Source organism: Paenibacillus sp. LBL, assembly GCF_029893715.1.
Taxonomy (GTDB): Bacteria; Bacillota; Bacilli; order Paenibacillales; family Paenibacillaceae; genus Paenibacillus_AQ; species Paenibacillus_AQ glucanolyticus.
The window spans coordinates 442671-465230 of sequence record NZ_JARXYU010000004.1; the positions used below are offsets into that span (position 1 = coordinate 442671).

21 protein-coding genes are annotated in these 22560 nt (G+C 49.0%); 20 read left to right on the forward strand and 1 reads right to left on the reverse strand.

The window, feature by feature from the left end; all coding sequences use genetic code 11:
* Positions 1 to 40: 40 nt before the first annotated feature.
* Positions 41 to 832 carry an HAD family hydrolase gene (locus M2277_RS13285; protein ID WP_006209662.1) on the forward strand — a complete coding sequence of 264 codons (792 nt, stop codon included), beginning with the start codon at positions 41 to 43 and terminating at the stop codon, positions 830 to 832.
* A gap of 270 nt (positions 833 to 1102) precedes the next feature.
* A complete protein-coding gene (locus tag M2277_RS13290; protein ID WP_063479793.1) occupies positions 1103 to 1507 on the forward strand; it encodes a FixH family protein in 405 nt (134 codons plus the stop codon).
* A 100-nt stretch (positions 1508 to 1607) separates the two neighbouring features.
* Here M2277_RS13290 and M2277_RS13295 read toward each other — a convergent pair whose 3' ends face one another.
* Complete coding sequence (locus M2277_RS13295) at positions 1608 to 2144, reverse strand: cupin domain-containing protein (protein WP_006209664.1); 537 nt, start codon at positions 2142 to 2144, stop codon at positions 1608 to 1610.
* Between the two features lie 168 nt (positions 2145 to 2312).
* Here M2277_RS13295 and metH point away from each other — a divergent pair, with 168 nt between their 5' ends.
* The 18 genes from metH to M2277_RS13385 all read left to right on the forward strand — a co-directional run bounded on the left by metH (position 2313) and on the right by M2277_RS13385 (position 22007).
* Positions 2313 to 5753, forward strand: coding sequence for a methionine synthase (metH, locus tag M2277_RS13300; RefSeq protein WP_280754921.1), 3441 nt, complete (start codon positions 2313 to 2315; stop codon positions 5751 to 5753).
* A gap of 87 nt (positions 5754 to 5840) precedes the next feature.
* Complete coding sequence (gene rnz / locus M2277_RS13305) at positions 5841 to 6770, forward strand: ribonuclease Z (protein ID WP_006209666.1); 930 nt, start codon at positions 5841 to 5843, stop codon at positions 6768 to 6770.
* A 321-nt stretch (positions 6771 to 7091) separates the two neighbouring features.
* Complete coding sequence (locus M2277_RS13310; protein WP_006209667.1) at positions 7092 to 7883, forward strand: TIGR01457 family HAD-type hydrolase; 792 nt, start codon at positions 7092 to 7094, stop codon at positions 7881 to 7883.
* 49 nt (positions 7884 to 7932) lie between these two features.
* Complete coding sequence (locus M2277_RS13315; protein WP_006209668.1) at positions 7933 to 8751, forward strand: Fpg/Nei family DNA glycosylase; 819 nt, start codon at positions 7933 to 7935, stop codon at positions 8749 to 8751.
* Positions 8741 to 9589, forward strand: a complete 849-nt coding sequence (locus M2277_RS13320; RefSeq protein WP_280754934.1) for a deoxyribonuclease IV — start codon at positions 8741 to 8743, stop codon at positions 9587 to 9589. The genes M2277_RS13315 and M2277_RS13320 overlap by 11 nt, the downstream gene beginning before the upstream one ends.
* A 17-nt stretch (positions 9590 to 9606) precedes the next feature.
* Complete coding sequence (locus tag M2277_RS13325) at positions 9607 to 9945, forward strand: cyclic-phosphate processing receiver domain-containing protein (RefSeq protein ID WP_006209670.1); 339 nt, start codon at positions 9607 to 9609, stop codon at positions 9943 to 9945.
* Positions 9942 to 10289, forward strand: coding sequence for a thioredoxin family protein (locus M2277_RS13330; protein ID WP_051449105.1), 348 nt, complete (start codon positions 9942 to 9944; stop codon positions 10287 to 10289). The genes M2277_RS13325 and M2277_RS13330 overlap by 4 nt, the downstream gene beginning before the upstream one ends.
* Positions 10286 to 11059 carry an ABC transporter ATP-binding protein gene (locus M2277_RS13335; protein ID WP_280754922.1) on the forward strand — a complete coding sequence of 258 codons (774 nt, stop codon included), beginning with the start codon at positions 10286 to 10288 and terminating at the stop codon, positions 11057 to 11059. The genes M2277_RS13330 and M2277_RS13335 overlap by 4 nt, the downstream gene beginning before the upstream one ends.
* Before the next feature lie 5 nt (positions 11060 to 11064).
* Positions 11065 to 12141 carry an SAM-dependent methyltransferase gene (locus M2277_RS13340; RefSeq protein WP_280754923.1) on the forward strand — a complete coding sequence of 359 codons (1077 nt, stop codon included), beginning with the start codon at positions 11065 to 11067 and terminating at the stop codon, positions 12139 to 12141.
* A 159-nt stretch (positions 12142 to 12300) separates the two neighbouring features.
* Positions 12301 to 13770, forward strand: coding sequence for a serine/threonine protein kinase (locus M2277_RS13345; RefSeq protein WP_006209678.1), 1470 nt, complete (start codon positions 12301 to 12303; stop codon positions 13768 to 13770).
* A gap of 28 nt (positions 13771 to 13798) precedes the next feature.
* Positions 13799 to 14896: an SAF domain-containing protein gene (locus M2277_RS13350; RefSeq protein ID WP_280754924.1), complete on the forward strand. Its 1098-nt coding sequence runs from the start codon at positions 13799 to 13801 to the stop codon at positions 14894 to 14896.
* 54 nt (positions 14897 to 14950) lie between these two features.
* Complete coding sequence (locus M2277_RS13355; protein ID WP_280754925.1) at positions 14951 to 15658, forward strand: hypothetical protein; 708 nt, start codon at positions 14951 to 14953, stop codon at positions 15656 to 15658.
* Positions 15655 to 16524, forward strand: a complete 870-nt coding sequence (locus M2277_RS13360; RefSeq protein WP_076153137.1) for a CpaE/TadZ family protein — start codon at positions 15655 to 15657, stop codon at positions 16522 to 16524. The genes M2277_RS13355 and M2277_RS13360 overlap by 4 nt, the downstream gene beginning before the upstream one ends.
* A complete protein-coding gene (locus tag M2277_RS13365) occupies positions 16511 to 18424 on the forward strand; it encodes an ATPase, T2SS/T4P/T4SS family (RefSeq protein WP_280754926.1) in 1914 nt (637 codons plus the stop codon). Before M2277_RS13360 ends, M2277_RS13365 begins: the two co-directional genes overlap by 14 nt.
* Positions 18414 to 20489, forward strand: coding sequence for a hypothetical protein (locus tag M2277_RS13370; protein WP_280754927.1), 2076 nt, complete (start codon positions 18414 to 18416; stop codon positions 20487 to 20489). The genes M2277_RS13365 and M2277_RS13370 overlap by 11 nt, the downstream gene beginning before the upstream one ends.
* A 77-nt stretch (positions 20490 to 20566) precedes the next feature.
* Positions 20567 to 21025, forward strand: a complete 459-nt coding sequence (locus M2277_RS13375) for a hypothetical protein (protein ID WP_006209686.1) — start codon at positions 20567 to 20569, stop codon at positions 21023 to 21025.
* Between the two features lie 23 nt (positions 21026 to 21048).
* The gene (locus tag M2277_RS13380; RefSeq protein WP_280754928.1) at positions 21049 to 21444 is read left to right on the forward strand and encodes a hypothetical protein; all 396 of its coding nucleotides are present in this window, start codon (positions 21049 to 21051) and stop codon (positions 21442 to 21444) included.
* 5 nt (positions 21445 to 21449) lie between these two features.
* Positions 21450 to 22007: a hypothetical protein gene (locus tag M2277_RS13385; RefSeq protein WP_006209688.1), complete on the forward strand. Its 558-nt coding sequence runs from the start codon at positions 21450 to 21452 to the stop codon at positions 22005 to 22007.
* Positions 22008 to 22560 lie beyond the last annotated feature (553 nt).

Below are 22560 nucleotides of genomic sequence, written 5' to 3' on the forward strand. Positions count from 1 at the left end.
GACAGAGCAGATAACAGTCAATATGGGGAGTGGGAGAGAAATGCCGATAGCTGCAGTGTTATTTGATTTGGATGATACGTTATTGTGGGACGAACGAAGTGTGGAAGAGGCTTTCGAAGTGACAAGCCAAGCGGGGGCAGCGGAAACCGGCGTCAATGCAGCTGAACTGCTGTCTGCGGTCAGGGAGGAAGCAAGAGCGTTATATGAATCGTATGATACGTTTGCTTTTACTAAAATGATCGGAATTAATCCGTTTGAAGGCTTGTGGGCGAATTTTACGGCTGGAGCACAGCCGGAATTCAGGAAACTTCAGGAACTTGCACCCGTTTACCGCAAAGAGTCGTGGCGCCGGGGACTTATTCGCGTGGGTGTGGATAATGAGTCGTTGGCTGAGAAGCTGGCTGAACGATTTGCTTCAGAACGTCGAACAAGACCCTATGTATATGAAGAGACCTTTGAAATTCTGAAGGAATTGCAGGGCAACGTGAAATTACTGCTTCTTACGAACGGAAGTCCTGATCTGCAACAGGAGAAGCTGGATGGCGTCCCGGAGCTGGTCCCATATTTCGATCATATTATCATTTCCGGCGATTTCGGCAAGGGTAAGCCAGATGTCTCCATATTCAAGCATGCACTTGATCTGTTAGGTGTGGAGGCCGATCAAGCTGTTATGGTCGGGGATAAACTGACAACGGATATTAAGGGCGGCAATGCGGCTGGGCTCCATACCGTATGGATCAATCGGGTCGATCGTCCCCATGATCCGGGTATACAGCCGAAGTTTGAAATCAAGCATTTATCCGAACTGCACGGCATTTTGAGGAATTTGTAAATTACAAGTATATTAATATCCATCGATACGTTATCGTACATAGAAACAGTCCTGAAGCAGATTATGCGATCCGGGGCTGTTTTTTTGTTGGTCCTGTCGCCTGAGGTTTGTTGTGATTACCGCCTGTGATAAACGTCACACAATTGTAAGCTGTATGAGATAGAAAAAAAAGGTTAATACGATATAATGGATAGTAAGCTTACGCAGATTGGCATTGACCATTACGTGGATGAACCATACATAGCATTATATCGTAAAGAGGTGTTAGGCATGACTACGAAAAAGGTGGCTTTGTTTGCAGCGATGGTACTTATGGCTGTTGCGCTTGCTGCATGCAGTGACAGCCAAGCGGAATACAGCGATGATGTGATGGCAGAGCCTATCATTGTAGAACTGACGTTGACGCCGGAGAGCATTCAGGCTGGTGAGAAGGTATTAATTCAAGCAAAGGTGACACAAGCAGGCAATCCGGTGGAAGATGCGAATGATGTGGAATTTGAAGTAACACTCGAAGGTGGAGGCGTACAGGCGAAGGTGCCGGTTAAGCACGATCAGGATGGGGTATACCAAATGGAAAAAACCTTCCCCGATGCCGGAACGTATCGTATCGTTTCGCACGTCACTGCAAGAGGACAGCACTCGATGCCGTTGAAGGAACTCACGGTAACGGAGTAATGGAGTAATGCAACACAATAAAATAAGGCAGCGCAGGATCCGTGAATCGGATGGTTGCGCTGCCTTATTTTATTTTCCTATTCAATCAACCATTGCAGTTTTATTGGAACTGGGGATCCGCTACCGGTGTAGCTACCCATCCGTTCTCTTCAATGAAGAGACGAACTGCGATGATCTGTTTGTTCTCCATCAATGTGAAGAAGTGAGGCGTGTTTTCCGGAACGGAAATGACATCGCCGGGCTCAAGCTCAACATTAAAGTATCCTACATCGTCAGAACCTTTAATAATGAAGATCCCTTTACCGCCGACTATCGCACGGATTTCGTCTTCCGAGTGCGTGTGAACCTCTTCGAATTTCTTCAGCAGGTCCTCTATATTGGGCGTTGACTCGGAAAGTGTGATGACATCCCAAATTTTGTAGCCGCGTCTTGCAGCCAGGTCGCGAATCTCTACATCAAAGATGTCCAAAATGCGCTTCTTATCGTCATCACTAAGCTTGAAATTTTCTTGAAGCGCTGCCGGGAGTTTTTCCATATTCCAGTGCTCGTAAACAACCTCTTGGTTATTCAGGAATTCCCGAACATTTTCTTCCCCGGTAATACGTTCGTTCGTATTGCGAATTACAATCTCTGCCATAGCTCTAACCCTCTTTCTCCCGTTGGATTAATATGTATTATAGCCCCCCTCACCGCGTTTGTCATCTGCAAATGTTGATTTGCCCGAGTAACAACGCATATTTCAGCTTTTCTATTGAAAAATATTCTGATACACTAAGATTTAACGTTTTCCGGGGAGGTTTATGAGTTGAACAAGCCTAGCTTACAAGAAGTACTTAAGGAACGAATATTAATTCTTGATGGTGCCATGGGCACCATGATACAGCAAGAGGACCTCTCGGCAGAAGATTTTGGCGGCCCGGAGCTGGACGGTTGTAATGAAATGCTGGTCATTCATCGGCCGGATGTCATTCAGAAAATACATGAACAATACCTTGAAGCAGGTGCAGACCTGATTGAAACGAATACATTTGGCTCAACCTCCGTTGTCCTTGCTGAATATGATGTTCCGGAGCTTGCCAGGGAACTCAACCTGAAAGCAGCGCATTTGGCGCGTGCTGCGGTTGAAAAATATTCTACCCCGGACAGTCCTCGCTATGTGGTGGGGGCAATGGGGCCGACAACCAAGACGCTCTCCGTCACCGGCGGTGTGACTTTTGCCGAGTTGATTGAGAGTTACGAGGAGCAGGCCGTGGCTTTGATTGAAGGAGGGGTTGATGCGCTGCTGCTCGAAACTTCACAGGATACGTTGAACGTTAAAGCGGGGAGCATTGGCATTCGCCAGGCGTTTGAGAAGACGGGTGTTACCCTTCCTATTATGATTTCCGGTACCATCGAACCGATGGGAACCACGCTTGCCGGTCAGAATATTGAAGCATTCTACATTTCATTGGAACATTTAAATCCGGTATCCATCGGGCTTAACTGCGCTACAGGCCCGGAATTCATGCGCGACCATATCCGGTCTTTGTCTGAAATGTCAAGAAGTGCGATCAGTTGTTATCCTAACGCTGGTCTGCCTGACGAGAACGGTCAGTATCATGAATCCCCTGAGTCGTTGGCCCAGAAGATGGGTGCTTTTGCAGAAAAGGGATGGCTCAATATTGCCGGCGGTTGCTGCGGGACAACTCCTGATCATATTCGTGCGCTAAAGAATACGATGGACACCTTCCTGCCACGTCCGCTGGATGGTACGCATTTACCGGCATTGTCCGGCATCGAGCCTGTCTATATTGAGCAGGAAAACCGCCCATATATGGTGGGTGAACGTACGAATGTACTGGGTTCGCGCAAGTTTAAGCGTCTAATTGTTGAAGGCAAATACGAAGAGGCATCCGAGATTGCCCGTGCACAAGTGAAGAACGGTGCTCATATTATTGACGTTTGTGTGCAGGACCCTGATCGTGAAGAAAGTGAAGACATGGTCAAATTCCTGGAGCTCGTGGTGAAAAAGGTTAAGGTACCACTGATGGTGGATACAACCGATCCGGCTGTCATTGACTTAGCCCTCCAATACTCGCAAGGCAAAGCGATAATTAACTCCATTAACCTTGAAGATGGCGAGGAGAAATTTGAGCAAGTGATTCCCTTGGTACACAAATACGGTGCTGCGGTCGTAGTGGGCACCATTGATGAGAGCGGCCAGGCGATCCATCGTGACGACAAGCTGAAGGTAGCTCAGCGCTCTTATGATCTGCTCGTGAACAAGTATGGCGTTTCACCGGAAGATATTATTTTTGACACACTGGTATTCCCTGTAGGTACTGGAGACGAGCAGTACATCGGATCCGCCAAGGAAACCATTGAAGGCATTCGTATTATAAAAGAAGCGATGCCGAAAGTGCATACGATTCTTGGAATCAGCAACGTTTCCTTCGGATTGCCGGAAGCAGGACGCGAAGTGCTGAATTCCGTGTATCTGTACGAATGCACCAAGGCGGGCCTGGATTATGCGATTGTGAACACAGAGAAGCTGGAACGGTATGCCTCCATTCCGGAAGAGGAGCGCCGGTTGGCGGAGGATCTGATCTACCGCACCAATGATGAGACATTGGCAGCCTTTGTGGCGGCATTCCGCAACAAGAAGGTCGAGAAGAAGGTTCAAGTCTCGAATTTGACACTTGAGGAACGCCTTGCCTCCTATGTAGTGGAAGGGTCTAAGGAAGGACTTATTTCGGACTTGGATGAAGCATTAACCAAATACGGAGCCCTTGAGATTATTAACGGCCCCTTGATGAATGGAATGAGCGAGGTTGGCCGCTTGTTCAACAACAATGAGTTAATCGTGGCAGAAGTGCTCCAGAGCGCAGAAGTAATGAAAGCCTCCGTGGCGTATTTGGAATCTTTTATGGAGAAAAACGAGTCATCGGTCAAAGGTAAAATCATGCTCGCCACCGTCAAGGGAGATGTGCATGATATCGGCAAAAACCTGGTGGAGATCATTCTGTCCAACAATGGTTATCGAATCATTAATTTGGGTATAAAAGTACCACCGGAGCAAATTATCGAGGCCTACCGGCGTGAACAGCCTGATGCAATCGGTTTGTCCGGTTTGCTGGTCAAATCAGCCCAGCAGATGGTATCAACGGCCCAGGATTTGAAGAATGCCGGGATCAGCGTTCCGATTATGGTAGGCGGAGCTGCCCTGACACGAAAATTCACCAAAACGCGCATTCGTCCGGAGTACGATGGGATGGTGCTCTATGCCAAGGATGCGATGGATGGTCTTGCTTTGGCAAACCAGCTTAGCGATCCGGTGCAGCGGACAAGAATGGTTGAAGATATCAAGGCAGAGCAAGAAGCGGAAGCTGCGGCTCCTCAAGTGGTGAAAGTGATGCCTAAGCTGTCAGAGGGCTTGCGATCCAAAATATCGACAGATGTCCCGGTGTATATACCGCCGGATATGGAGCGGCATGTGCTCCGGAATTATCCGATCTCGCATATCCTGCCTTATATCAACATGCAGATGCTGTTAGGACATCATCTGGGACTTAAAGGATCCGTTGAACAGCTGTTAAAAGCAAATGATCCGAAGGCAGTATCCCTTAAGGAAACCGTTGACGGTATCCTGGAGGAGGCCGTTCAATCGGGCATCATTCAGGCGCATGCCATGTACCGTTTCTTCCCGGCGCAGTCGAGAGGCAACGATATCATCATATATGATCCGAATGACACAACCAAAGAACTGCATACGTTTACGTTTCCGAGACAGCAGGTTGAGCCATACCTATGTCTGGCGGATTTCTTGAAATCCGTAGATAGCGGCGTGATGGATTACGTCGGATTTCTCGTTGTTACAGCAGGACACGGCGTAGGAAAACTGTCCGGGGAATGGAAGGACAAGGGAGATTATCTCCGCTCCCATGCGCTTCAATCCGTTGCCCTGGAAACGGCAGAAGGACTGGCGGAGCGGATTCATCACATGATGCGGGATACTTGGGGATATCCGGATCCGGCAGACATGACCATGAAGCAGCGCTTGGGTGCCAGGTATCAAGGCATTCGCGTCTCCTTTGGTTATCCGGCTTGCCCGGACCTGGAAGATCAGGAGCCGTTGTTTAAGCTGCTGCAGCCAGAGGATATCGGCGTTCAACTCACCGAAGGATTCATGATGGAGCCTGAGGCGTCGGTATCGGCGATGGTGTTCAGCCATCCTGAGGCACATTATTTTAACGTGGATAAAGCTTAACCTGTTGAATACCGGCATAGCCGGGTTGAAATCCTCCGAATGTTTCGGGGGATTTCTCCGGTTTACAACCGAAAGGGGAGAAGAGGGATGGAACTCTATTTTTTAGGAACGAACGCGGGGGTTCCGACGCTGCAGCGTAACGTGACCTCGATTGCACTGCGTTTGCTGGAGGAGCGCAGAAGTTTGTGGCTTTTTGATTGTGGAGAAGGCACACAGCATCAAATATTGAAATCCCCGCTCAAGCTGTCCAAGCTTGAGAAGGTATTCATTACCCATATGCATGGTGATCACATCTTCGGCCTGCCGGGACTGCTTTCGAGCCGCGGTGCCCAAGGCGTGACTTTACCGCTTGCGATTTACGGTCCCCCGGGGATTAAATCGTTCATTGAGACCACATTAAACATCAGCCAATCCCGTGTTCCTTACACGATGGAGATCATGGAGCATACGGGCGGTGTGTTGTTTGAGGACGATAGCTTCCGGGTGGAAGCGGCAAAGCTGGATCATCGAGCGGAGAGCTACGGTTACCGCATAGAGGAGAAAGACCTTCCCGGCAGTCTGGATCTGAAGCGGCTGGAGGCTTACGGGCTCAAGCCGGGACCGTTATACGGGAAGCTGAAAAGAGGAGAGAGCGTGGATCTCGGCGGCGGCAGGTGGATACATGCTTCGGACGTGCTTCTAACTCCGAAAAAGGGCAGAGTGGTTACGATTCTCGGGGATACGCGCCCATGCCCGGGGGTGGAGAGCCTGTCGAAGGGAGCCGATCTTCTCGTTCATGAAGCTACCTTTATGGATGACTTGACGGAGCTCGCTCACGAATATTATCACAGTACAGCTAAGCAGGCAGCAGAGGCAGCAGAACGAGCCGGAGTAAAGACGCTGTTCCTGACCCACTTTAGTTCCCGCTATAAAGATATCGAGCATCTGCAGCCACTGCTTAAGGAAGCGCAGCAGATTTTTGAGAATACACGGCTGGCTGAAGATTTCGGATTGTACCCCATCCAGAGAAGATCGTAAAAATGGAGCAGCTGCCCGGCTTACAGGGAAATGTGAAGTGAATTATTTTCCGGGAAAGCGCAGGAAATGACAAACCGATATATATTCGCTGATGGTTGGACAGCCTTCGATTTCTTTCGACTCGGCAGCACCAGGATGAGGCGCCCGGCATGAACCTTGCAACCGGATGTGGGCTTCTTTACAATAATACTACTGGGGTATTTATGTTTGATACATATTCATGATGATGGATGCCGATAACGGATTGGCGAGAATACACTTTTACTTCAGCCGATGAATCATTTAGGGTATGAAGGAAAGAAATAAAGAAGGTGCTATAACATGGTGGAAAAATCCAAAGGATTGCTGATAGACCTCGATGGAACACTGTATCACGGCCGCAACCGAATTGAGGGAGCGGATCTTCTCATTGAGCGATTGAAGGAGCTGCAGATTCCGTACCTGTACGTAACCAACAACTCCTCGAGAACACCGGAGCAGGTGGCAGCGCATTTGATGGAAATGGGGATACCTGCTTCGCCAAACGAAGTGTGCACCTCTTCCCTTGCAGCGGCCCGATATATTGCCGAGGAATCGCCGGGAGCCAGAGTTGCGATGCTCGGGGAAGAGGGACTGAGGGAAGCGCTGTTGTCTGCAGGCCTCACGATCGTGGAGGACTCCCCTGAATATGTCATTCAAGGAATTGACCGTGCGTTTCATTACGATAAACTGACCCGTGCTGTCCGCTGGATTCAGGAGGGGGCGGTGTCTGTATTGACCAATCCCGATCTGCTTCTCCCGTCGGATACCGGCTTAATGCCTGGTGCAGGTTCGCTTGGGGCCGCCATTGAAGCTGCTTCCGGAGTTAAGCCGACCGTGATTGGCAAGCCTTCCTCGATTCTGATGAAGTTTGCCTCGGACCGTCTTGGACTGGCACCGGAAGAAACTTATGTGATCGGGGATAATATCCGTACGGATATCGCAGCGGGTGCACATGCCGGATGCAAGACGGTGCTCGTTATGACGGGTATAACGACAGATCTCAACATGGAGGCACATATCGAGGCAACGGGTGTTACGCCAGACTATATATGCCGCGATTTGAGTGAAGTGGTCAAACTGCTGTGTTCGTAAAAAGCGAAGCGTACATAAACTTTTGTGATCGACGAAGGGAAGATGAATCATGCCGGAACTGCCGGAAATGGAGAACTACCGAAGACTGTTATCTCAGAGCATTGTCAATGTACCCATCACAAATGTTGTCGTGAACCGTGAGAAATCACTAAACGTGCCTGTTGATGAGTTTACTTCCGTATTAAAAGGAAGCAAGGTCATTTTTGTGGAACGGAGAGGGAAGCACCTCGTATTTCATCTCCACAACGGAGGCCGGCTGCTGCTTCACTTGATGCTGGGAGGCATTCTGTATTTAGGGCGTATCGATGAAGAGCGTCCTCCCCGTTCTACTCAAGTCGAGATCACGTTTGGTGATCAGGTGTTGTATTTTATCGGTCTGCGCCTGGGTTATTTGCATTTTCTTACGGCAAAAGAAGCCGATGATGCGCTAAAAGAGCTTGGACCTGAGCTGCTGGACCGACGTATGACCAAAGCGCGCTTTGTCCAATTGATCGGAAAGCGGCGTGGCGCATTAAAAACTACGCTGGTCAATCAACAGGTTGTCGCTGGAATCGGTAACTGTTACGCAGATGAGATCGCATTTGATGCCAGAATTCATCCATTGACCAAAATCCAGGATTTGTCGGAGCAGTCTTTGGAGCAGCTGTATGACAGCACCGTTAAGGTAATGAATGAAGCGACTGATGGCGGAGGTTACATGGAGATGCCGTTTCAGGAAGGGGACCAGCTGACAGGAGCCTATAACGATGAATGCAAGGTGTATGATCGCGAAGGAGAGCCTTGCGTTCGCTGCGGTACCGCTATTGCGAAGGCGGAGCATACCTCGCGCAAAGTTTTCTTTTGTCCCCATTGCCAGCATGAAGCCTAAGATCAGGATCGGAAGCCACGTCAGCACCCGGGGCGGATTTCTTGCAGCAGCCCAGCATGCAGCCGGGATCGGTTCACTGGCCTATCAATATTTCCCGAAAAATCCGCGCAGTCTCCATTTGAAGACGCCGGACATTCGGAATGCTGCCGCATGCGCCAGGTTCTGCCAGGAGCAAGGGATTGTTTCGATTGCGCACACGCCTTATCCGACGAATATGGCGGTAGGGTTGACCCGCGGCGAAGAATTCTACGGGTTGACCGTGGAATCACTCAAGAATGACCTTATAATTGCAGAGGCTTGCGGCTCGTTTGGCATCGTTGTTCATTTTGGGCATCACAAGAGTCAGGATGTGCTGGAAGGCTATCAGAATATTATTCGTTGTTTGAACGATGTGTTATCATCTTGGAAGGGCAAGGCCAAGCTGCTGATCGAGAATCAGGCGGGCGACCATGGATCGATGGGCATGACCCTTGAGGAGAGTGTAAAGGTTAGACAGCTGGCTGATTATCCGGAAAAAATAGGTTTTTGTCTCGATACCTGCCACTTGTTTGCGGCAGGAGGATGGGATATATCCAACACAGGCGAGCTCCTTGCCAGAGGCAAGTCGCTTGGTTACTGGGATTCCCTGGTAGCAGTCCACTTAAACGACTCGAAATATGGAGCCGGTTCGAGAAAAGATCGTCATGCACGTGTCGGGCAAGGTATGATAGGTACAGAAGCGCTGAAGCATTTGGCTCTGGCACAGGAGCTCACGGGCAAGGCATTTGTCCTGGAAAGTGAAAAAGGGGCTGACGGCACACATCGGGAAGACATCGCCAAGGTGCTGTCCTGGTCCTGATTAAGGGAGAGAGTAGTATGATTCATCTGTATTTAGACGACTGGCGTCCTAATCCGAAAGGATTTGCGCTGGCTCGAAACGGGGAAGAATGTCTGTTGATGCTCCGCGAATGCGAAGTGGATGTGCTGTCACTTGATTTTGAGTTGGGGCATGATCAAATGAACGGCGGCGATGTAGTTGCTGCTATGATTGCCGAGAAGCTGCAGGCCAAGGAAATATATCTTCACACCTCAAGTCCATCAGGCAGAAGAAAAATGTATGAACTGCTCTATGCACATATGCCCGAAGGCGTGCAGGTTCATAATGGACCGATGCCGGAATCCGTAATGCGGGAAGTCGCGCAGGGTACAAGATGATCGAGGTTACTCAGCGGGAACTGGTGGAGAGGCTCGAATGGCAAGAGCGTATGGCGAAACGGGATATGGAAGCTGATCCTGTCATCGTATTTTTGCATACGCCATTATGCGGTACATGTGCCGCTGCGCGTAAAATGATCGAAATTGTGGAGCATGTGGTTCCGGATATGAAGCTCCTTGAAGCAGACGTGAATTTTCTTCCGGGCATTGTGGAACGGTATCAAATTCGCAGTGTTCCTGCTCTCTTGGCTGTCCAATCAAGTGCTGGCGCCGTACCGGCTGTGCTGTACCGGATGGGCTCCGTGCAGGATATTGCAAGTTTTGTCAGGAGTGTGAAGCCATGATCTCGTTGCAGTATATATCGCTTGTCCGAGGGGACCGTCATATTCTGGATAATGTCAGCATGGAGATGAGACCGGGAGAAAACTGGGTTATTTTGGGCCGGAATGGTTCAGGCAAGACCACGCTGCTGGAAATGATGATGGGGTATATGTTCCCTTCCAGTGGACGAGTTGAAGTTCTCGGCCATGTATATGGACAATGTGACGTTCGGGATGTCCGCAAATCCATAGGCTATATTAGTCAATCGCTGCTGGAAAAGCTTTCTCTGAGCGACCCGGTGTGGGAAGTAGTCGCCACAGGCGCTTATGCCTTTTTGCGGTTCTATCAGGACATTCCGGAGGAAGCACGGAGTAGAGCCTACACTCTGCTGAATGAGATGAATGTTGGTCATTTGGCAGAGCAGCCTCTCGGAACCTTATCCCAGGGCGAACGAAAAAAAGTAATGCTGGCGCGTTCCCTTATGGCTGATCCGAGGATTCTGATTATGGATGAACCGTGTGCCGGCCTTGATTTATACGAAAGGGAGAAGATGCTGCTGGAGATTGATTCTCTGAAGCAGCGTAAGATAGCGGTTGTGTACGTTACGCATCATATCGAGGAGATTGTCCCTTTGTTTACTCATGTGGCGCTTATCAAGGACGGACGCTTAACGGCCTCGGGTAGGAAAGAAGAAGTATTAAAACCTGAACTTATCAAACAAACTTATGATATTGACGCTCAGCTGGAATGGAATGGCGGACGTCCCTGGATCAAAGTTATTTCTGGAGGTTAATCCGTTTGGATGAATTAAATGTTATGCAGGGTCTTGAAGAAGAGGATCGGAAAAGTCAGGATTTGCACTGTAAATGGGTGTGCACAGCAAATCATGGATTTGCACCCTATGCCCAGGAAGAGCTGCGCCGGATGTTTGGCAGCCTGAAGAGCACGATGTTGATACCGGGGGAGCTGTTTGTAACAACACTCGGCAGGTCGGAAGAGGAGGCCAAGGGACTGATAATGTCCAAGCCCCCTATTTTTCTACGGCATCTGTTTCCCGTACATCTCGAAATAACGGCGGAAACCGTTGATGAAGCTTTACATGCGGTCGAAGCGTATATACTGAAGCGGGAAGAGATCAGCGGCAGCCGAGTATCCATCCAGATCCGAAAGACGGAGAACAGCTTGTGGACGGAAAACCCGGCAGCGCTCCGGGATGAACTTCAGCATCGTTTGATTCCGCTCCAACTCGAATACACGGTGCAGGCACCAGAGTGGATCATATCATTGTTCGCAGCGGACGGCTTATGGTATGTCGGCGTATCGCGGCCAGAGGAGAACCTGTCGGATTGGAACGGAGGCGCAGTCCGTTTTCAACGTGAAGAGGGTCAAATCTCAAGGGCGAAGTTCAAGCTGCTTGAGGCTGAGAAGCAGTTCGGAATCCCATTTGATTCGTTCCGCAAGGCCCTTGATATCGGTGCTGCGCCTGGAGGATGGACTTCCTTTTTGCTGGAGCGCGGCCTGCAGGTTACAGCGGTGGATCCCGCCAAAATGCATCCATCGCTTCACGGACACAAGAACCTGAGGGTCATCCACAAGAACGCGGCCGATGTGTCGTTTAAGGAGCATGAATTCGATCTGCTGGTCTGCGATATGAGCTGGAGTCCGAAACAAACGGCAAAGATGGTGACAGGGCTCCTGTACAGTCTTCAGGCGGGCGGCACGGCAGTCATTACAGTCAAGCTGTTGACCAAGAAACCGATGGCGCTTGTGAAAGAGATCATGGCTGTTTTTGAAGAGGCGAGAATGCAGGTTCAGGGAGCGAAGCAGCTGTTTCATAATCGGGACGAGATTACGCTATATATGATTAAGTATTAAAAAAGTCTTTACAAGTGAATGAATCATGTTTTATAATGATTCCAAAATTAACCAACAACAACTACAGGGAAAGCATCCCGCTATTCATCACGATTTAGTGATGTGGCGGAGTGCTTTCCCTTTTTGTTGTGCTTATAAGACAGGGGAGAGGGCGTAATCATGAAACAGCAGCCTTGCAGATTGCTGCATGGGGAAGTGCTAGGCGAACGTTATGTTATAGATCGTATTATCGGCGAAGGCGGTATGAGCTGCGTATATCTGACGGAGGATTTGAAGCTGCCCGGCAAGAAATGGGCGGTGAAGGAGAGTATGTCTGAGCCCGGTATGCAGCGCGCTGTTCAGGATGAGGCGCAGCTGCTGATTAAACTCAGTCATCCGCGCTTGCCGCGAATCGTTGATTTTTTCCATGTTCAGGATACCGGCTACACCTATTTGGTGATGGATTACATTCAGGGCATGACATTGGAGAAGTACTTTCGGGGATACCGCGGAAACGTGAACCCGGAATTTATCATGGAACTGACAGAGCAATTGCTGGACGTGCTGGAGTATCTCCATGGTCATGAGCCTCAGGTCATATTCCGGGACTTAAAGCCATCGAACATCATGCTGACCGATCAGCTGGAGGTTCGACTCATCGATTTTGGCATCGCGAGAAGTTACAAGCAGGAGAGCGGCGAAGATACGGTCAAGCTTGGAACGGTCGGATTTGCAGCACCCGAGCAGTATGGGGGAAGGCAAAGCGATGCGCGATCGGATCTGTACGGGTTAGGCGCGCTGCTGCTATATCTCTCAACCAGTGGCAAGTTCAGTGAATGGATCACAGGCGTGGAGCGTCATATTCGTGGTGACTTGCCAAGAGAACTGGTGCCTGTTATCCGTAAACTGCTGCAATATGCACCCGAGCATCGATATCAATCCACGATGGAAGTGCGTTCTGCACTCAGCAGGCAGCAGTCGATTCCCGTGAATAGTTCGGGGGTTCAGTCCGGTACGGTTGCCGGGACGCTGGTGGCTGCTGTGCTAGGTGCATCGTCAGGTGTAGGAACTACACATAGCTGTATTGCGTTTGGACATTTCCTGGCTTCGCGATATGGAAAAGTGGCGATTGTGGAAATGAGCGCGAAATCCACCGCATTCAGCCGGATTCAGGAAATCGCGGAAGGCGGAAAGCTTGGGTCCATTCGAAAGTTTGAAATCAATGGAATTCACTTTTGGCGCCAAACGGCCAGAACGGAGGTCATCTCGCTGCTGGGTGGCAGTTATGATGCGGTTGTCCTCGATTTGGGGTCCTATCGTGACAGCGAACGGTTGGAGGAATTCCTTCGGGCCGATCTGCCGATCGTGATCGGTTCAGGAGCGGAGTGGCGGCAGCATGATGTGGTGACGCTAGCCCGGATGCTGTCCAGACATCCTCAGCCTGGACGGATTTATGCACTGCCGCTCGCGGGGGAAGAAACGATTCAGGAGATGAGGAAAGCGCTTGGAACGAGCAAAGTTCATGCATTGCCTCTGCAATCGGATCCATTTGAGATACCGAATAGCAGCCAACAGACATTTGCCCAAGTATTTCAGGACTATCTGCCTTCGACAGAACGGAAGCGAAGATTCAGGTTTCGAAAGAATTAACCGCATTTGATATGAAGGAGATGAAGCAATGCCGATTATCAGGCGGCGGAGCCGCAAGCTGATATTTGCCGGACTTGCCGGCGCAGCCGTGACAGGTGCCCTGTGTGCCGGCACCATGATTTACTATCTGAACGGCTATAAGGAACAGCAGGGTGAAGAGCGAATGAAATACGAGCTGCGGATCACGGAGCTGGAAGAGACGCAGCTTCAGCAGTTGAACTCGATGCAGGTTGCATGGGTTCCGGTAAGAGATATCCCTCCTGGACATTTCATTGAGGCAAAGGATATTAAGGAAGTTCGGCTGCCATATGACGGGGCTTCTAACAATCTTCTTTCGGTCAAGGAGGAGATCGCCGGGAAGGGGGTAAAGATCGAACTGCTGCAAGGAACACCTATCACGCGCACGATGCTGTTTGAAGAGGAGCCTACGCCGTCAGATCTGCGTCATCGGGAGATGAAATCCGTATATTTGCCAAGTAATTTGAGACAGGGGGACGTTGTGGATGTCCGGGTTCAATTCCCAACAGGACAGGATTACATTATTTTGTCCAAGAAGAAGATTGACAGGTTTCAAAATCCGGCATTCTGGACGACGTTAAGTGAACAGGAGATTCTTCTGCTCTCCAGTGCTTTGGTTGACGCTTACCTTCATGATGCAACGCTGTATGCACTTACTTATGTTGAACCGGAGCTGCAGGATAAGGCGATTCCCAACTATCCGCCGAATGAGGAAGTATCCAGCCTGATTGCAAGCAATCCGAACATAGTGAAGAAAGCGGAAAAGCATCTGGAGATTTCGCTTCGGAGCACGCTGGAAGAGGATTTAAGCAAACTTAATTCGAATCAGCAGGTTCAGGCTTCTGATGTGCACTATAGTTCCACGTTTGGAGGCAGTGCCAGAAGTCCGGACTCTTGGAGCCCGGCATCCACTAACAGCACTCCAGCGACACCTCCTGCTAATAGCAGTTCGGCTGATAACCAATCTGACGAACAGGGGGATACCCCGCTACGCGGTGAGATGGATCTTGAAGCTGAGCAGATTCTGGGAACACAGGGAACAGCGGATCCAAAGCCCACAACAGAAGTGGGAACACCTGATGCGGATTTGATATTCTCAAGTCCCTGAGCGGGAACATATTGATCTTGAATAACAGATAGGCGAATGAAGGAGTGTTAGCAATTGAAGACTTGGATATTTACGGGCATCTGTGATAAGAGCGACTTGCTTTTGTATATGTGCAAAATATTAGCGTTCGGAGATAACAGGGTGTTGCTAGTGGATGGTGCGCTTGATGCGAAGTATAAACATTGCATAGGCGTGATGCATCCTAAACTGCCGATCATTGAGTTTGCCGGGTTTGATGTGGCAACCGGATTTCAGAATTACTCTTCACTGGGGAAATATTTGGAAGGAGGAGATGAGAAGACGTATGACTACGTCATTATGGATGTAGAGAAATCGCAATTTTTGGATAAGAATCAATGGGATGAAGCCGATGCCTATGTTTGGGTCAGCGGATTCGAGGTAACAGGACTGAGAAAGAGCTCAGCTTTGCTGGATGAGCTAAGAGCTGCAAGAATAGATGATCCATTACCACCGTTCCATCGGGTATACGTTCAGGTGATCGAAGATTTAACAGATGAAGCTTACATCGAAGGTTATCTGGAAGAAAGTCGGATCGAGTGGCTGGGTCCACCCGTGAAAATGCCGTGGGACGAACTGTTTTTCGCCCTGAAAATTAAGAATGAGCATGCGGGTAGACTGGGCATTAAGCCATTGTCCAGGCAGTATAAGCGATCCCTTACCGAACTTATCCGCAGATTGTCGGAGATGGAGCACCGGCATATCCGCCGGGCGTTAAGGCAAGCAGGAAGGAGGCATGCATGAGTCTGATTGCTGTGTGGAGTCCGTTGAGGGGCGGCAGTGGCAGTACCATGCTGGCCACAAGCCTGCCCATCGTGCTGGCGTTCGAGTATCAGGTCAAAGTGCTGCTGGCACATGGCGGATACCATGGAGAACGAGTGGAACAAGCATTTACACATCGAAAGGAAACACTGGATTATATTACGGCTTTCCAGGACAGCGGCATGGATGCCTTGGATAGGCTTGATGCAAGTGGGAGATTGAGTCCAGAGAATGTACGCAATTATACCCTGCCGCTTTTGTCAGACCGACTGGATCTGCTGTGTGGGCCGCGGCATATGCCTGAGCATGAATTCGAATCGGCCAAGCATGCGGAGGATGGGAATCAGGCCACCCTAATGAACAGAGTCATGGAATCCTCCAAGCGAAGTTATGATGTCACGATAGCCGATGCAGGGAATGGAGCACCTGGGGCCTCAGACCGAGCAATACTACAAGGTGCTGACCTGATCGTAGTGGCTTTGAACCAAAATTTGCATGCGCTTGAGCGAGAACTTGTACAGGAACGATTGCCCTCTGAGCTTACGGACAAGCACCGGCTGTATGTAATCGGCAAATATGATCGGGAGAGCAATTGCACTCTGCAAAATATCAAGCGTCGCTTTGGCATTAAAAACGTGGTGCTCGGTGTTCCGTATTGTTCCGGCATGACGGATGCATGGAATATGCGTTCGATTTTGCCCTATATGCAGCGCAGCCGGGGAGGTGCTGACCTTAGACGGATGAATCCTCTTTATAACGCCGTGCATCATGTAGCCGACGCTGCTGCCGAGCAGTTGGGTCTGCCTGCCGGTGCTTCGAAAGCGGGGGGCTTGCATGCTTTCGGGTAGCTCTTTGAATATGGTTTGGATCGTAATCTTGATTTTGTTTGCGCTGTTGTTTGTATACCTTCGCTATTTGGACACAAAGAAAACAGCCGCTGACATGACAAGGGGAACGGACCCGTATTCACTCGGGTCCATGACAGAGTTTGTTAAGGATACCCTGCATCAACTGACGCATAGTCAACTGTCCGATTTAGGACTCCATGAAGAAGAGTATCGAAGAAGATTGAACAAGCGAAGTGAATTGAGACGCGCTCTCAAAGGCTGCGTATCAGGTGATGTACTGGACAAGGCATATGTAAAGGATTTCTTGAAACAGCTGCTTGTCAGCCATTTGGGTTTGAATGAGTCCAATATTAATGCTGCAATTTCGTTCGAGAATCAGCTGGACCTGACAGCCCAGGATCAATTCGAAATCGTCTTATACCTATATAAACAGAGACATGGTGAGGATGCCTTGTCTGTACTGGTCGAGACATATGATCTTGCCAGACCGCGGGTGATCCCCGGTTGTGGAGAGGGCGGCGTATATGCGGTTACGGCGGATGACATGGCTTATATTTATGAGTCCGAGCAGCGCCCGCTCTTGTTTCAGGAGAAGCTGGATATCGTGGTTCAACGCATTTATCAGCAGTACAAAGGCTTTTCTGTTGTGGATGAAATCAGAGATCAGCGTATTGATGGGGTTAGCGGTGGAGTTAGCGGGATACCTGTCGATCGTGACAGCGGACAGGAGATCTTTCGTTCTCACGATGATTTCTTGGGAATTGGGGCACAGCACGCCGGATTACCTTCAACAGGCTGTGAAAGTGTGTGGATTTTTTACCGGGGGATATCGATGCATCTGGCCTTCCTTTCGTTTGGGTCGATGCTGGAACTGAAGAGGGTATGTCAGAACATATACAAATACAATCATCCCGGACAGCTTTCCGAAGCCAGCGGTTACAAGGTAAATGAGATGAAGGATGGTTCACGGGTCGTCGTGGTTAGACCTCCGTTTGCAGAATCCTGGGCATTTTTTGTTCGCAAATTCGATCTGCCTAAGGTTTCGCTTGATCAGTTGATTACGGGCAGCGGTGCGGAACTGCCGATTGGGCTGTTGAAATATTTGATGAGGGGCAGTCGGATTACGGCTATCACCGGTGCACAAGGGTCGGGAAAAACAACGCTGCTTATGGCGATGGTGGGCCACATATATGCGTCCTATACGCTTCGGGTTCAGGAAATGGCCTTTGAGCTGCATTTGAGGAAGATCTACAGCCGAAGGAACATCCTCAGCTTCAGGGAAACGGAACACATAAGCGGGCAGGCAGGCCTGGATCTTCAGAAGAAAACGGACGGTACGGTCAATATTCTTGGCGAGGTAGCTAGTGACGAGGTAGCTTCATGGATGATTCAGATGTCCCAAGTGGCCAGTTTGTTCACGGTATTTACCCATCATGCCAAGACATTCAAGGATCTGGTTCAATCGCTGCGCAATTCCCTGCTCAAGAGTGGAGTATTCAGACAGGAGCACATTGCCGAGCAGCAGGTAATCAGTGTCATCAACTTTGATGTTCATCTTAGAAGAGATGCGAATGGCAACCGTTACATAGAGCGCATTACAGAATGTATCCCGATAGAGAAGGGGACATTCCCAGACATCAATATAAACTCGGATAGTGGCAGCTTGAAGAAACGTTTGGAGGAATATTTCAAGCTGAGTGCAGAGCATATACGGAGATTGAATGAAGAAGGTCATTTCATATCCCGCAATGTGATTGAGTACCGGGATGGAGTTTATATAGCTGCTGCCAAGCTATCCGAGCGCAGTATCCTCGAAATGACGGAGCAGATGCAGCCGGAAGATGCGGAAGAATTCAAAGCATTTCTGACTGCAGGTTGGGGGGGAGAAGGTGACCTCTAAAGATGTGCTGATCCTGGTTTTCATTATATCTCTGCTGCTATTTGCGATCACCATGGGTATCGTGTTATGGCTATCCAGAAGACGAGTTTTTCATAGAGGAAGCGTCGGAAGGGCAGAGATGGGAGAAAACAAGCCACTGCGTGAGATGTACCGACAGTGGTTTCAATTGGCCTATATGTACGGGGTGAAAATCCCCTTGGTCCGATCTTATCTCAAACGGATCAGGCAGAGAATCGCGATCATTCATCCTTACGATGAAATCGCGCTTCGGTTTGAGACGATGAAACTTGCCTTCGCTATAACAGGCACCCTCACGCTAACAGCGTTACTGCTTATATGGAGCCAACCGGACTTCGGATTTATGGTCATTGTCATTCTTGCGGCTGCGGTTATTAACAATATGCTTGTTGAGATGTTCATCAATCGCCTGGAGCGAAGAGTGCTCGTTCAATCGGTTGAATTATTCTCTCTAGTCCGTCATCACTATCAGCAGCATGGCATGGTTGAGGAAGCGCTGTACGAGGGTGCTGAAACCTCCGGACACGAAATATCAATTCATGCACATCGAATTTACAATGCCTTGGTATCCAATGATCCCGACGAAGAGTTGGAACGTTATTATGAGGTGGCACCTAATCGTTATCTTAAGGCTTTTGCGGGCATTTCCCACCTTGTTATGGAGTTTGGCGATCACGCCAGAAAGCAAGGCTCCATCTACCTGCATGGATTAAGCGGATTGACAAAGGAAATCCAATTGGAAATATTGAGAAGAGACAAGCTCGATTATTTGATGAAGGGCTTGAATGTTATCGCATTGGCACCTGTTTTCTTTACGAAACCGATCGAACGCTGGGCAAGAAGCAGTTTTCCTTCAATGGATGAATTTTATATGAGCAAGCTTGGTTTTATTACCAAGATTTCGATTTATGTCATTATTCTAATCTCGTACGTCCTGCTGCAGAAGCTTCAGCAGAATCGAGAAACGGATTACCGTGCAGGGGTAGAGAAAAAAGTCACTTGGGAAGAGAGACTGTATCGTATTTCTTTCGTTCGTAGGCTTGTGGATATGATGGCACCGAGGCCTGGTACGTTGAACTATGAAAGACAACTCCGACTATTAAAGGAAAGCAATGCAAGAATCAAATTCGAATGGTTATATGTCAGAAGGTTAACGTTCTTTTTCTTGGCTTTTTCCCTTTCGTTATCGCTGGCAATGGGTCTGCATGTCCAGGCTAAACATCAATTGTTGTATGTTCCCGCAGCGTTGAACAATTCACTGTTCGGTCAGATGAGTGAGATCGAACGACGGCAGGCAGAAGAGATTGTGGAACAGGATCGGCTGTTGATGGAGCAATTGCAAATGTCTCCGAATGTCACCCACGATCAGGTTAAGCACATGGTAAGCGAAACGGATCAGATGGGACTGACTATGGAGCAGCTTGATATCATAACTGATCGAATCATGATAAAGCTGCAGCGATATGATGGCGAATATTTAAAATGGTGGGAGCTGCTGTTGTCCTTTTTGACAGGGATGGCAGCATACGGAGCTCCTCTATGGCTGCTGTATTTTCACCGGAAAGTGCGCAATATGGAAATGCGGCATGAAGTATATCAGTTCCAGACGGTCATATCTATATTGCGGGGGATGGAACGAATCTCGGTTGAGGGCATATTGGAATGGCTTAATCGATTCGCCGTTATATTTAAGATCCCGATCCAAAAAAGCCTGCTGCATTATGAGCATGGAGCCCAATTGGCTTTGCTGGAGCTGAAGGAAGATGTTTGGTTCCCTGACTTTCAACGATTGGTAGACAAATTGCTGCTTGCGGTAGATAAAGTACCGATCAAGGACGTATTCGATGATCTGGATGGTGAGATGATCTTCAGCTTCGAGCAGCGCAAACAGGAATATGAGGCGATGATTGATACGAAGGCGGCATGGGCGCGATTGATCGGTTTTACCCCTATGTATGCTCTGATCTTTATGTATCTGGTCATTCCCTTAATTGGTATGAGTTTTTCCCAGATGGAAACGTATTATGAGCAAATCCAGCGTTTGTAGATGCTGCCGCGAGTGTAGTGTAGTGTTGTCATGATTCGTAGACTCAAATAATAAATGAGAAAAAGAGGGAGATTTCAATGAATAATGCATCATCAGCTCTGAAGGTGGCCGCGGGAATATTTTTGACAATTGCTCTGATCACCATTGTTGTTATTTTGTTTATTTCGGCACAGGAAGCTACCAAAACCGCACAGAACAATTTCTCGGATATTCAAACAGAGCTGTCCCAGGCAGCTTTCACCGTTTATGACGGTACAACGATCAGCGGATCTCAGGTTACGAATGCACTTCGCAAGTACAAGGATAAGGATCAGTTCGGGGTTTTCATAGCAACCGGAAAAAACAAAGCAGGGCAATGGTACGGAAATGTTCTGGAGACGGACGGATCTATCCTGAATCCGGATTCGAGGCAAGGGAATATCAATCTCGTAATGGATGAGAAGAGCACGGAGTATGTCAACCCAAGCGGAAAATTCAGGGCGACTATTGTTAAGGATAATTCCAATGTGATCAGGGGCATCAAGTTTGATCAATAGTTATTTTTGGAAGGTGACGCGTCGTGCGTGAACAAACGATAAATATGCTTGAATTGGCAGCTGGGGTGACATTGTTTATAGGTGCCTGTATGTATGCCGTTAATATGCAGACCTTCCTCGACCAAGGCATAAGCGCCGCGGGCAGGATGACGCAGGAGCAGCATGCCGGAGTGACAACAGTGGAGATGATGAACGAGGGTAGAAATCTGACCTATAAGGGAAGCGAAGTAATGTTTACTCTTCGTGAGGTTCAGACGAATGTTTACGATATGTCCGTGGACGGAATACGATTCAGCTCAGGCAGTAATCCAGAAGAGCTGGATCTGTCGATTATCGATATGAGCGCTCGTTATGGCGTGCAGTATCTTCGCGGAACCAATGGAGAAGTGGATAGCATCCAGTTTGTTAAAGTGAGGTAGCAACAATGTCAAATTCGGTTTCGAAATGGTTTGCGGCTTTTCTGGCACTTCTTCTGCTCTATTTAGTTCCCGCGGGCGAGATGGCCAGAAGGCAGGATGACCTGTCACGGCTCGTTGTCTATCAATCCGTTACCAAGTTCGTAGACAGCGTTCGTACGAAGGGATATATTACCCCTATCATGTACAATGATTTCCTGCAAGAGCTGGCAGCCACCGGGAACATGTACAGCGTGGAGATGGAGCATCACCATAAGAAATACCATCCCGAATATGGCGATCCTTCAGATCCGGACACATTCCTGAACCGCTACTCCGTTGTATACGATGCCTATTATCAGGACGATGTAATGCGATATCTGTTTCCGGATTCGCATGTTGCCAAGGAAGATGACAGCCGTAGATACCGCCTAACGGCCGGCGATCACTTCCAGGTAAGCGTTCGGAGCTTGAATCGTACACCCGGATTGTTGATATTCGATGCATTGACAGGATCAAATTCAGGCGGGAAGGCAGCTATCGCTTTTCCTTACGGAGGTTTGGTTCTTAATGAAGATTACGAGTGACTTGTTCTGCTATAACCGGTTTATAAAGGGAAAGGCGGAGACTTAATGAATTAAGTCTAACTCTGTGACCGAGGATTGGAATGAGGGGACCAGGTTTCCTGAAACAATCCCATTAATCTCCTGCGTGCGTAACACGGGCAGCGTGTTGGGTTCGAAGCACAGGTAAAGTCGGCAGAAAGAAGGCTAGAGCCACTTATCTAAGAAGGTATGCCAACTGATATGCCGGATGGCTGAAAAGTTAGCTATGGTGAGAATGATCTTAGGATCTGACGAACCTCCGAATGTACGGGTCTATATTCATAACATATGGAAACATATGTCCTGACCAATGATCAGGGTGGATGGCGTAAAGTACGATTGTGATCTAGGAAATACGCTATATCGAACTAAGGCGATATCCAGTCCACAGGCTCAAAGGAGGCACCTAAGGCTCAGCACAAATAGCTAGGTCTCAGGGAACAAGGAAAGCAAGGAACGTCGTAATAGCGGACTGCCATCCCAGACGTCTACTATAAGGCAGAACACATGCCGAAGTGTACTAATCCTTGTGAGA